The sequence below is a fragment of the uncultured Algibacter sp. genome, assembly GCF_947495675.1.
Classification (GTDB): domain Bacteria; phylum Bacteroidota; class Bacteroidia; order Flavobacteriales; family Flavobacteriaceae; genus Algibacter_B.
The window spans coordinates 27104-40806 of record NZ_CANLZX010000010.1; the positions used below are offsets into that span (position 1 = coordinate 27104).

At 33.4% G+C, this 13703-nt stretch carries 6 protein-coding genes; 2 read left to right on the top strand and 4 right to left on the bottom strand.

Annotated features, from left to right (window positions below):
* Positions 1–44 precede the first annotated feature (44 nt).
* The gene (gene purL / locus Q0842_RS08415) at positions 45–3719 is read left to right on the top strand and encodes a phosphoribosylformylglycinamidine synthase (protein WP_298496769.1); all 3675 of its coding nucleotides are present in this window, start codon (positions 45–47) and stop codon (positions 3717–3719) included.
* A gap of 69 nt (positions 3720–3788) precedes the next feature.
* Here the strand turns inward: purL and ppdK are convergent, their stop codons facing one another.
* The 4 genes from ppdK to pflB all read right to left on the bottom strand — a co-directional run bounded on the left by ppdK (position 3789) and on the right by pflB (position 11488).
* On the bottom strand, positions 3789–6518 hold the full coding sequence (gene ppdK, locus Q0842_RS08420) for a pyruvate, phosphate dikinase (protein ID WP_298496771.1): 2730 nt from the start codon (positions 6516–6518) through the stop codon (positions 3789–3791).
* A 181-nt stretch (positions 6519–6699) separates the two neighbouring features.
* The gene (locus Q0842_RS08425; RefSeq protein WP_298496773.1) at positions 6700–8205 is read right to left on the bottom strand and encodes a DUF3360 family protein; all 1506 of its coding nucleotides are present in this window, start codon (positions 8203–8205) and stop codon (positions 6700–6702) included.
* Between the two features lie 219 nt (positions 8206–8424).
* A complete protein-coding gene (gene pflA / locus Q0842_RS08430; RefSeq protein WP_298497058.1) occupies positions 8425–9174 on the bottom strand; it encodes a pyruvate formate-lyase-activating protein in 750 nt (249 codons plus the stop codon).
* An 88-nt stretch (positions 9175–9262) separates the two neighbouring features.
* The gene (gene pflB / locus Q0842_RS08435; RefSeq protein WP_298496776.1) at positions 9263–11488 is read right to left on the bottom strand and encodes a formate C-acetyltransferase; all 2226 of its coding nucleotides are present in this window, start codon (positions 11486–11488) and stop codon (positions 9263–9265) included.
* Positions 11489–11829: 341 nt separating this feature from the next.
* Here pflB and Q0842_RS08440 point away from each other — a divergent pair, with 341 nt between their 5' ends.
* Entirely contained in the window at positions 11830–13602 is a 1773-nt protein-coding gene (locus tag Q0842_RS08440; RefSeq protein ID WP_298496779.1) for a long-chain fatty acid--CoA ligase, read from the top strand.
* Positions 13603–13703 lie beyond the last annotated feature (101 nt).

The window sequence follows — 13703 nt, forward strand, 5'->3', positions numbered from 1 at the left end:
AAGTAAATTTGCACTTTCTTTAAACACACACAAATCAAGACCTAATGATTCATTTCTTTGGAAACACAACCAGTAAAGTATTTGCTGTTCAAACAACAAAAGAATTATCGACTGAAACTATTTCGAAATTAACATGGCTTTTTGGCAACCAACCTAAAATAGAACAAGCATCTTTAGATGCTTTTTTTGTTGGACCTCGAGCTGCAATGATTACACCTTGGAGTACCAATGCTGTTGAGATTACTCAAAACATGGGAATTTCTGATATTATTAGAATTGAAGAATTCCAAGCAGTTGAAGAAAATTTCAATGAGTTTGATCCAATGATTTCTGAAAAATTTAGCAGTTTAAATCAACACTCTTTTACTATAGATATTCAGCCAGAACCTATTCTAAACATTGAAGATATTGCCGCTTATAACCAACAAGAAGGTTTATCGCTTAGTGATGAAGAAGTAAAGTATCTAGATGGGGTTGCTAAAAAAATTGGTCGCCCTTTAACCGATTCAGAAGTATTTGGGTTTTCACAAGTAAATTCTGAACATTGTCGACATAAAATTTTTAATGGCACATTTGTAATAGATGGAGAAGAAAAACCAACCTCTCTTTTTAAATTAATTAAAGAAACATCTAAACAACATCCAAACGATATTGTTTCGGCATATAAAGATAATGTGGCTTTTATAAAAGGCCCAAAAGTGGAACAATTCGCTCCTGAACGTGCTGATATTCCAGACTATTATACTACTAAAGATTTTGATTCTGTAATTTCACTAAAAGCAGAAACGCATAACTTCCCTACAACGGTTGAGCCCTTTAATGGAGCTGCAACTGGTGCTGGGGGTGAAATTAGAGATAGACTTGCAGGAGGAAAAGGATCTTTACCATTAGCCGGAACTGCAGTTTATATGACTTCGTATTCTAGACTAGAGGAAAACAGACCTTGGGAACAAAAGTTTGAAGCCAGAAAGTGGCTATACCAAACACCAATGGATATTTTAATAAAAGCATCAAACGGTGCTTCAGATTTTGGAAACAAATTTGGCCAACCATTAATTGTGGGTTCTGTTTTAACTTTTGAGCATAATGAAAATGCCTCTTCAAGTGATGCTAATGCAAGACGATTAGGATTCGATAAAGTAATTATGCAAGCTGGAGGTATTGGATACGGAAAAGCAGAACAAGCCTTAAAAGACACTCCTAAAGAAGGCGATAAAATCGTTATTCTTGGTGGCGAAAATTATAGAATTGGAATGGGTGGTGCTGCGGTATCATCAGCAGATACTGGTGCTTTTGCTTCGGGTATCGAATTAAATGCGGTACAACGTTCTAATCCAGAAATGCAAAAGCGTGCTGCGAATGCAGTACGTGGTATGGTAGAAAGCGATGAAAATTTTATTGTTTCTATTCATGATCATGGTGCTGGTGGACATTTAAACTGCCTATCGGAATTAGTTGAAGATACCGGCGGAAAAATAGATTTAGATGCTTTGCCTGTTGGCGACCCTACCCTATCGGATAAAGAAATTATCGGCAATGAATCTCAAGAGCGTATGGGCTTAGTGATTTCAGAAAAACATATAGAAACTTTAAACAAAATAGCAGAGCGTGAGCGTTCGCCAATGTATACCGTTGGTGATGTTACAGGCGATAACCGTTTTACCTTTCAATCTAAAACCAAAGGCAACAAACCTATGGATTTAGCTATGGAAGATATGTTTGGAAGTTCTCCTAAAACCATTATGACCGATAAAACGGTTTCTAGAAATTATAAAAACCCACGATATAAAACTAAAAATTTACAAATCTATCTTGAGCAAGTATTACAGCTCGAAGCTGTAGCCTGTAAAGATTGGTTAACAAACAAAGTAGACCGTTGTGTTGGTGGTAAAGTTGCCAAACAACAATGTGTTGGTCCTTTACAAATTCCTTTAAATAACGTAGGGGTTATGGCTCTAGATTTTAAAGGTAAAGAAGGTGTTGCAACCTCTATTGGCCACTCGCCTATTTCAGGATTAATTAATCCGGTTGCAGGAAGTAGAAATTCAATAACCGAAGCTTTAACAAACATAGTTTGGGCGCCATTAAAAGATGGTTTAAAATCGGTTTCATTATCTGCAAACTGGATGTGGCCTTGTAAAAACGAAGGTGAAGATGCTCGTTTATACGAAGCTGTAAAAGCTGTTTCAGAGTTTTCTATAGATTTAGGAATTAATGTTCCAACAGGTAAAGATTCGCTTTCAATGAAGCAAAAATATCCTGATGGCGATGTTATTTCTCCAGGTACCGTTATTATTTCGGCTGGTGCTAACTGTCATGATATTACCAAAGTTGTAGAGCCTGTTTTTAAACTAAACGGCGGAAATGTATATTATATTAATATTTCTCAAGATAATTTTAAATTAGGTGGTAGTTCATTTAACCAAGTACTAAATACTATTGGTAACGATGCGCCAAATGTAAAAGATGCGGCTTATGTTAAAACTGTATTTAACACAGTACAATCATTAATTGTTAGCGATAAAATTGCAGCAGGACACGATGTTGCTTCTGGTGGATTAATTACAACGTTATTAGAACTTTGTTTTGCAGATGTTAATTTAGGAGCAGATTTAGACCTTACTAAATTAAATGAAGAAGATTCTATAAAAGTATTATTTGCTGAAAACTCCGGACTTGTTTTACAAGCTGATGCTTCAGTTGAAAGTATACTTACAGATAACAACATTGAGTTTTTCAACCTAGGACATGTAAATAATTCTGGTACGTTAAGCATTAAAAATAACGACGATAATTTCAGTTTCGATATCACTCATAACAGAGATGTTTGGTACAAAACGTCTTTCTTATTAGACCAGAAACAAACCGCTAACGGTTTAGCTCAGGATCGTTATGATAATTATAAAAAACAACCGCTACAATATACATTCCCAGAACATTTTACTGGAAAGTTACCAGTAATTGGCAAATCAAGACCAAAAGCAGCAATTTTACGTGAAAAAGGATCAAACTCTGAACGTGAAATGGCAAACGCTATGTATTTAGCAGGTTTTGATGTTAAAGATGTACACATGACCGATTTAATTTCTGGTCGCGAAACCCTAGAGGATATTCAGTTTTTAGGAGCTGTAGGAGGTTTTAGTAATTCTGATGTTTTAGGTTCTGCTAAAGGTTGGGCTGGCGCCATTAAATACAATGAAAAAGCAAATAAAGCTATTCAAAATTTCTTTAACAGAGAAGATACACTATCCGTTGGGATTTGTAATGGGTGTCAATTATTTATGGAATTAGAAGAAATAAATCCTGACCATGAAGTTCATGGTAAAATGGGTCATAACGATTCTCATAAACATGAAAGTTCTTTTACTTCAGTTAAAATACAAGAGAATAATTCTGTAATGCTATCAACGCTTGCAGGAACTACTTTAGGCGTTTGGATTTCACATGGTGAGGGAAAATTTAATTTACCTTACACCGAAGACAAATATCAAATTGTAGCAAAATATGGTTATGAAGGATATCCGCATAATCCTAATGGCTCAGATTTTAATACTGCTATGATGAGTGATAAAACGGGTCGCCATTTAGTAACAATGCCTCATATTGAACGCTCAACATTCCAATGGAATTGGGCAAATTATCCTAACGGACGTAAAGACGAGGTTTCTCCTTGGCTTGAAGCCTTTGTGAATGCTAGACTTTGGATTGAAAAGAACTAATAATCCAAATTAATAAATTAAAAGCCTCGAAACATTAAATGTTTCGAGGCTTTTTTAGTTTACAATTAATTATAAAACTGCTTTTATAGCCGCCTGAGCAGTTACTAATCTTGCAATTGGCACACGATAAGGAGAACAACTTACATAATCCATACCTACATTGTAACAAAATTCAACTGAGCTTGGTTCACCTCCATGCTCACCACAAATACCCACTTTTAAATTAGGTTTTGTACTTCTACCACGTTGCGTACCAATTTTAATTAATTGCCCAACGCCTTCTTGATCTAACACTTCAAAAGGGTCCACTTTTAAAATACCTTTCTCAATATAAATTGGTAAAAACTTACCAGCATCATCACGCGAATAACCAAAAGTCATTTGCGTTAAATCGTTTGTTCCAAAAGAGAAAAAATCTGCTTTTTCGGCAATTTTATCTGCCATTAAAGCTGCTCTAGGAATTTCTATCATAGTTCCAACTAAATATTCAACTTTATCATTTCTTTCTTTAAAAATGATATTAGCAGTAGTTCTAATAATTTCTTCCTGAGCTTCAAACTCTTTTACTGTACCAATTAATGGCACCATAATTTCTGGTTTACAAATAATACCTCTTTCTTTTAAATTTAAAGCAGCCTCAATAATAGCTCGTGTTTGCATTTCTGTAATTTCAGGATAGGTGTTACCCAATCTACAACCTCTATGGCCTAACATTGGATTAAACTCCTCTAGTTCGGCTACTTTATTTTTTACGGCTTGTAAAGAAATATGCATTTCTTCTGCAAGGTCTTTTTGTGTTGCTAATTGATGAGGCACAAACTCATGCAAAGGTGGATCTAACAAACGAATGGTAACAGCTAATCCTTCCATAGCTTCAAAAATGCCTTCAAAATCTGCACGTTGCATTGGTAATAAATCTGTAAGTGCGGCTTTCCTACCTTTAATAGTATCTGCAAGAATCATTTCACGCATGGCTTTAATTCTATCTAACTCAAAGAACATATGTTCTGTTCGTGTGAGTCCTATACCTTGTGCTCCAAAACTACGTGCTATTCTAGCATCTTTAGGGCTATCTGCATTAGTACGCACTTTCATTTGTGCATATTTATCAGATAGTTTCATAATTTCAGCAAACTCGCCACTTAATTCTGGCTCAATAGTAGCTACTTTCCCTTCGATAATATTTCCTGTAGAACCATTTAGTGAAATCCAGTCACCTTCATGATATTTATGGTCACCAACTGTTAATGTTCTACTCTTATAATTAATTTTTAATGCACCAGCACCAGAAATACAACATTTACCCATACCACGAGCTACAACAGCCGCATGCGAAGTCATACCTCCTCGTGCTGTTAAAATACCTTTAGCAATATTCATCCCTTCCAAATCTTCGGGAGAAGTTTCTATACGAACAAGAATACTGTTTTTAAACTTATTAGCTTCATCTGCAAAAAATACAATCTTACCTGTTGCAGCACCAGGAGACGCAGGTAATCCTTGTGCAATTACATCAGCTTCTTTTAGAGCTTTGGGATCAAAAACTGGATGCAATAACTCATCTAATTTATTAGGCTCTACAAGCAACAAAGCCTCTTGTTCATTAATCATGCCTTCTTTTAATAAGTCCATAGCAATTTTAACCATGGCAGCACCTGTACGTTTTCCATTTCGGGTTTGCAAAATCCACAATTTCCCATCTTGAATAGTAAATTCCATATCCTGCATATCTCGATAATGCTTTTCAAGCTTATCTTGATAATCATTTAGCTCGTTAAAAATAGTGGGCATTAATTCTTCTAAAGAAGGATAATTTTCTAATCTATCTTGCTCATCAATTTTTGCTAATTCCGCCCAACGTTGAGAACCTAATTTAGTGATTTGCTGAGGTGTTCTTACCCCTGCAACAACATCTTCACCTTGTGCATTAATTAAATATTCTCCGTTAAAAACATTCTCACCGGTGCCTGCATCTCGTGTAAAACAAACACCTGTTCCAGAATTTTCACCCATATTACCATAAACCATTGCCTGTACGTTTACAGCTGTTCCCCAATCTGAAGGATAACCGTGCATGTTTCGATAATAAATGGCTCTATCACCATTCCAACTATTAAATACAGCTATTACAGCACCCCATAATTGATCCCAAGGGTTTGTTGGAAAATCATGACCTGTTCTCTTTTTTACTGCATCTTTAAAATCATAAACCAAATCTTTTAAATCTTGAACCGTAAACTCTGTATCTAGCTTAATACCTCTTTTTTCTTTAAGATGCTCCATGATTTCTTCAAAAGGATCAATATCTTCTTTAGAAGCTGGTTTCATTCCTAAAACTACACCTCCATACATTTGGATAAAACGACGGTAAGAATCCCACGCGAATATCTCATTATTAGTTTTTTTTGCTAAACCGATTACCACATGATCATTCATACCTAAATTAAGAACAGTATCCATCATACCTGGCATAGAAACTCTTGCTCCAGAACGAACTGATATTAGCAATGGATTTTCTTTATCGCCAAAAGTTGTACCCATTTGAGCCTCAATATTTGCTATTGATGCTTCAACCTCTTCTTTTATCATTGCTACTATTGCATCTTTCCCTAAAAGATTGTATTCTGTACAAACCTCAGTAGTTATTGTAAACCCTGGAGGAACTGGTATTCCTATTGAGCTCATTTCTGCTAAATTTGCTCCTTTACCTCCTAAAAGGTTTTTCATTTTACTGTTGCCATCTGCTGTTTTGTTTCCAAATCTGAAAACTCGAGCTTTTACATTTTCAAGTATTTCCATAATATTTGTGTTTTAATTTTCCTTTATAAAAGTCTATTAAATTAAGAATTTACAAGAAAAACTATAATGATAAATATCATATTTAGAGATATTTACAACAAAAAAACACCTCCAAAATTGGAGGTGTTTTAACTACTAAATTAAAGTTTATGAAAACTTAAAAAATTTGACTATTTTTAAATTACAAGTAAGGTAGTATTCCATAACTTGATTCTAGCATTCCTACAGCTAGCATTGCTACAATACAAATAATTAATATACTTAAAGGAATTACCCACCTATCTATAAGCGAGAGACTTTTAGGTCTATCTTTATCTCCTATTAATCCATTATTATCTAAAAACATTGCTAAAGCCCAAGCTAATACCGGATTTGTAACCATCGCTGTGAAAATACAGATACCTGCAGCTTGAGAACAAGAACTTTTTTTAACCATTTGTATACCAGCTTCAATCATAGGTAAAAATACTCCAACTAATAAAGCAATAGCTCTTACAGGAGGCCAAACTGCGACATCCATAGGAGTTCCTAAAATAGCTACTGCCATAACCATTATACCCAAAAGAATAGCACCACCTGGTATGGGTCTTTTTGCAATAGCTGCTGGAATCATATATGTACCCCAAGATGATGTAATGTTACCACCACCAACAGCTGTACCAACCATTTGTCTTATTGAACACATAGTCATTGTATCATCAACATCCATCAATACTTTTTCTGATTTTTTAGGATAATTTAATTCTTGAAAAATACGATGTCCTAAAAAATCTGGAGACCACATGGCAACTGCCAAAATAGCAAATGGCAAAGAGGCTATAAAATGTTGTGAATTAGGCAAACCTAGCATCCAACCTTCCTCGGTACTTCCCCACCAATATGCTGGATTAAGATTTGGTAACCCCATTTGTGTTGTAAACTGAAGATCGAAACTTGCACCACCAATTAAAGCTATTGCTAATGCTGTAATGGCACAGGCAGGAATTGCTAACCAACGTTTTTCAATTCTAGCCAAATAGCTATATAGAATAACTGTAGCACCTAAAATAACTAGCCCAAGATACCCCATAGAGCCCGCTTCAACTGCTGTTGATTCAAGACCCATACTCCATGACTGAATAGTCTTAATTTGAACCAATGCCCCAGAAAACCCTAAGAAAATCAATAACCCTCCAGCAACACCTTTACTGGTTAAATTTACCAATCGAGACCCTCCTTTAAAAAAACTAAGAAGAAGCCCAAATACACCAATTAAAATAGCTAAAGCTAATGGATGGGCTCCTGCTAAAGCAATACTAGCAATAAGAGGAATCATTGGTCCATGATTTCCAGCTAAATTTGCTCTAGGATTAAAAAATCCAGAAGCTAAAATAACAAATAAAAATGCCGGTATTAACATTTCAACTCGAGACACTTCTATGGCAAATTCTTTACCAAGTGTAATATGATCCCAAGCCTCTGTTAATCCTTCTGCCCATGCCATCATTACTGATGAATACATGGCAATAATACCTAGTGTTCCAGCAAGTGCTGGCACCAAGTCTTCCCATTCAAATTTAAAATCCCTACCTGGCAAGTTTAGTTTATACCTTTTAGGTTTCATGATTTGTAATTCATGATCTAAATATTCGGAACGAGTAGCAAACTCTGATGCCGGTTTATGTAGTTCTTTATAAGTATCTTTCATGCTGTAATATTTATCTGGCCTGAAATTATTTTTTTAAAATTTTTTAATTAATCTTAAGTTTTAATTAATCTATTATTCAATTTTATTAAAATTAAACTTAAGATTAAAACATAGTTATAAGTAGGTAAAACAATAATTTAAATTATTGATAACCTATTAAAAACTAATAAGGTGTTTTGAAAAATATAAATATGAACTTTCAAAGTGTTAAGAGTAATATTAATTAATCTTAACTTCTTTAAAATATTTACTTAAAATATTAGATGCTTCGTCCAACTCTTCTTTTGTGTTTTCGCGAGCATCTTTTAATTGATACTCCCAACCTAAGGCTTCCCATTTATGAATTCCTAATTTATGATATGGTTGAATTTCAATTTTCTCAATAGTTTTGTAATCCTTAAAAAACGCGCCCATTTGATGAAGCAATTCTGGTTTACTAGTAATTTCAGGAATTAACACATAACGCAGCCACATTTTTTTTCCTGAGGCTTCTCTATAGTTCGCAAAAGTAAATGTGGTTTCTTTATTACGCTTACCTGTTAATGCCTCATAACCTTCTTCTGTCATGTGCTTAATATCAAGCATTACTAAATCGGCATAATCATCTAATAATGTTTTAGTAAAATGATTAAGTACACGCCCATTGGTATCAATATTTGTGTTTATACCTTCTTCTTTTAATCTTTTAAAAAAAGGTACTAGTTCTTTTGATTGTAATAAAGGTTCACCTCCTGAAACAGTAACGCCTCCTCTTTTGCCAAAGTATGACTTTTGTTTTAAAGCCATTTGTACTAACTCTTCAATGTGGTATTCTTTACCTCCATGAGTATCAATAGTATCAGGATTATGGCAATACAGGCATTTTAATTTACAGCCTTGCAAAAAAATAACCATTCTTATTCCTGGTCCATCGTGTGTTCCGAAAGATTCAATAGAATGAACTCTTAATATGTTTTCTTTTGATTGGATAACTTAGTGTTTTAAAAATTAACATCTGAAAAAGAAGCTTTTTACACTTCATTTTTCAGATGCATTCAAAAATAAATATAAATAAAGTTTAGATGGATTCGTGGAAAGAGCGTGTTATAACTTCCATTTGTTGCTCTCTAGTTAATCTAACAAAATTCACAGCATAACCTGAAACTCTAATTGTTAATTGTGGGTATTCTTCTGGGTGTTCCATCGCATCAAGTAAAGTGTCTTTATCTAAAACATTTACATTTAAGTGATGTGCGTTTCTAGAAAAATAACCATCTAAAATAGTTCCTAAATTTTCAACTCTTTCTTCTTCATTAGAACCTAAAGATTTAGGTACTATTGAGAAAGTATTAGAAATACCATCTTGAGAATCTTTATAATCAATTTTAGCTACAGAGTTTAATGATGCAATAGCTCCTTGAGAATCTCTACCATGCATTGGATTAGCTCCTGGTGCAAATGGCACTCCTTTTGCTCTACCATCTGGAGTTGCTCCTGTTTTCTTACCGTATACTACATTTGATGTAATTGTTAATACAGACATTGTTGGTTCTGCATTTTTATAAACTGCTAATTTTTTTAATTCATCATTAAAATCAGCTACTGCTTTAGCAGCTAGTACATCAACACGATCATCATCATTACCATAGCAAGGGAATTCACCTTCAATTTTAAAATCTACTGTTAAACCTTCTTCATTTCTAATTGGTTTTACTTTAGCATATTTAATAGCTGATAATGAATCGGCTACAATTGATAAACCTGCAATACCATAAGCGATATTAATACTAGGGTTTGTGTCAATTAAAGCCATTTGAGCTTTTTCGTAGTAGTATTTATCGTGCATGTAGTGAATAATATTCATTGAATCGTTATACACTCTAGCTACTTCTTTCATGGCAATTTTAAAATTACTCATTACTTTATCGAAATCTAAATACTCCATATCTAATGGTTCAATACCATCAACCATTTGAGTTCCTGTAATTTCACATTTACCACCATTAATAGCTAATAATAATGTTTTAGCTAGGTTTGTACGTGCACCAAAGAACTGGATAGATTTTCCTAATGCTTGGTAAGATACACAACATGCAATACCATAATCATCAGAACCTCTATTAGTTCTCATCATTTCATCATTTTCAAACTGAATTGAAGATGTATCAATAGCTACTTTTGCACAGTAATCTTTAAAGTTTTGTGGTAATTTTTCAGACCAAAGAATTGTCATATTTGGCTCTGGTGATGGGCCTAAGTTGTAAAGAGTGTTTAAGAAACGGAAAGACGTTTTAGTTACTTTAGTTCTTCCATCGTCAAACATACCTCCAATTGCTTCAGTTACCCAAGTTGGATCTCCAGCAAATATTTCATCATAAGCACTCATTCTTAAATGACGTACCATTCTTAATTTCATTACAAATTGATCGATAAATTCTTGAGCTTCTTCCTCATTAATTAATCCTTCTTGTAAATCATTTTCAATAAATATATCTAAAAATGTAGACACATTACCAAGAGACATTGCTGCACCATCTTGCTCTTTTACAGCTGCTAAATAAGCCATATAAGTCCATTGTACAGCTTCTTTTGCATTTTCTGCAGGACGTGTAAGATCTAAACCATATTTAGCTCCTAACTCTATCATTTCTTTTAATGCAGAAATTTGATCTGATACTTCTTCGCGTAAACGAATTACAGCATCTGTCATTGGGCCAACTATTTTAGCTTTGTCTTCTTTTTTACATTGAATTAAATAATCAATACCATATAATGCAATACGACGATAATCTCCAATTACACGACCTCTTGCATAATTATCAGGTAATCCTGTTAAAAATCCTAATGAACGGAATTTTTTAATTTCAGCATTATATGCAGAAAAAACACCATCATTATGAGTCTTTACATATTTTGAAAATAATTCTGTTAAATTATCATTAGGTTTTACGCCTTGCTCAGATAAAGCTTTTTGAACCACTTTAAAACCTCCAAAAGGTTTCATAGTTCTTTTTAATAACTCATCTGTTTGTAAACCTACAATTACTTCATTTTCTTTATCGATATAACCAGCTTCAAAAGCACTTACCGTAGAAATAGTATCAGTATCTAATGAACGAACGCCATTATTTTTTCTTTCTTCTTGTGTCGCTTGCTTACAGATTTCCCATAATTTTTCAGTTTTTGCACTTGGGCCAACTAAAAACTCATGAGTTCCATAATAAGGTGTAATGTTTTGGATAACAAAATCTCTAACATCAATCTTATCAATCCAGGTTCCATTTTTAAACTGTTTTACTTCCATCTCTATCTTTATTTAATATTTCTAAAATTTATATATATTTTGATACTCCAAAGATAGATGCTGACTTAAAATAAAAAGATGACAATTGTCAGTAAACTATTGAAAAACAATGAAATCAAAAATTCGTAAAATTTATACAACAAAATTAAGCATTTTATAAAACTAGTAAGGGTTTATTCATTTTTTAATTAATTTTAACATACAATTTTACAAATACTAAATTGCTTATAGTCAAGTTTTTCGGTCTTGATGCCAAAAATTCAATGGATAGTCATGCAGAACTGTATTTGAAAATCCTTTAAATTTTCATACTTTGCATCGTTGGACTTTAAAGATTCCCTATGAAAGAGATTACAAGACTTTTTGATTTTCCATATTATCAATTAGAAAATAAACCTAATGACGCCGCTTTAGTAACTAAGTATAATGGCGAATGGGTAAAAACATCTACACAAGAATATATAGACAAAGCAAACGCAATTAGTAGAGCTTTATTAAAACTTGGTGTAAAAAAAGATGATAGAATTGCTCTAATATCTACAACAAATAGAACAGAATGGAATATTATGGATATTGGAATACTGCAAATTGGTGCACAAAACATTCCTATATATCCAACTATTTGTGCAGAAGATTATGAATATGTTTTAAATCATAGCGAATCAACTTATTGTTTTGTATCTGATGAAGAGGTTCTTGAAAAAGTTAATAAGGTTAAAAAAAATACAGGATTAAAAGAAGTTTATTCTTTCGATCATATTGAAGGTTGCAAACACTTTTCTGAATTATTAGAATTAGGTAAAGACCCTTCAAACCAAATGGAAGTAGAAACCAGAAAAGACAATGTTAAGCCTTCAGATTTAGCAACTATAATATATACATCTGGTACTACAGGTAAGCCAAAAGGAGTCATGCTATCTCATTGGAATATTACTAGTAACACCTTAGACAGCGCTCCAAGAGTGCCTTTAAAAGAAGGCCCAAATAGAGTATTGAGTTTTTTACCTATATGCCATGTTTTCGAGCGTGTACTTATTTATGTTTATCAACATGCTGGTGCCTCTATATATTTTGCTGAGGCAATAGATAAAATAGGTGACAATGCTAAAGAGATTAATCCCAACATGATGAGTGTTGTACCTAGGCTTCTTGAAAAAGTGTATGATAAAATAATGGCAAAAGCAGAAGAGCTTTCTGGAATAAAAAAAACGTTATTTTATTGGGCTGTTTCTTTAGCAGAGGTTTGGGAACCATACAAAAAAAAAGGTGCTTGGTACGAATTTAAATTAAGTATTGCCAACAAACTAATTTTTAGTAAGTGGCGCGAAGCCCTTGGTGGTGAATTACATACCATGGTATCTGGTAGTGCTGCACTTCAACCACGTTTAACAAGAATATTTTCGGCTGCTGGAATGCAGATAATGGAAGGTTATGGGTTAACAGAAACCTCTCCTGTAGTATCTGTTGGCAAATATAAAAACAACATGTTTAAAGTAGGTTGTGTAGGAATACCTATAGATAATGTTGAAGTTAAAATAGCCGAAGATGGTGAAATTTTAATTAAAGGCCCTAACGTTATGATGGGGTATTATAAAGACCCAGAAAAAACAGCTAGTGTGATGACTGGTGACTATTTTCATACAGGTGACAAAGGAGAAATTGACTCTGATGGATTCTTAAAAATTACAGGACGTAAAAAAGAAATGTTTAAAACATCTGGAGGTAAATACATTATCCCAACATTACTTGAAAACGAGCTTAAACAATCTCGTTTTATAGAACAAATAATGGTGATTGGCGAGGGGGAAAAAATGCCAGCCGCCTTAATTCAACCTAATTTCGAGTTTATTAACGAATGGATTGAACGTAAAAATCATCCTGTTGGAAATTCCTTTGAAGATATTGCTAATTCTGAAATCATTCAAAAAAGAATTCAAAGGGAGGTTGACAAATGCAATCAAAAATTCGGAAAGTGGGAACAAATTAAACGTTTTGAATTAACTCCTGATGTTTGGTCTATTGATGATGGACATCTTACACCAACCATGAAAATGAAAAGAGATTTTATTAAAAACATGTATAAAAATTTAATTGAAAAAATTTATAGACCTTAATAATTAAAGATCCTATTTCAATTAAGGAATATATTTTATTATTAAAAGAAAAAAACCGTTATAACTCAAACCATTTCAGCTAAATAATTAATAATCAATTA

Coding starts and splice junctions, on each gene's coding strand:
- purL (WP_298496769.1), top strand. CDS start 45: ATGATTCATTTCTTTGGAAACACAACCAGTAAAGTATTTGCTGTTCAA.
- ppdK (WP_298496771.1), bottom strand. CDS start 6,518: ATGGAAATACTTGAAAATGTAAAAGCTCGAGTTTTCAGATTTGGAAAC.
- Q0842_RS08425 (WP_298496773.1), bottom strand. CDS start 8,205: ATGAAAGATACTTATAAAGAACTACATAAACCGGCATCAGAGTTTGCT.
- pflB (WP_298496776.1), bottom strand. CDS start 11,488: ATGGAAGTAAAACAGTTTAAAAATGGAACCTGGATTGATAAGATTGAT.
- Q0842_RS08440 (WP_298496779.1), top strand. CDS start 11,830: ATGAAAGAGATTACAAGACTTTTTGATTTTCCATATTATCAATTAGAA.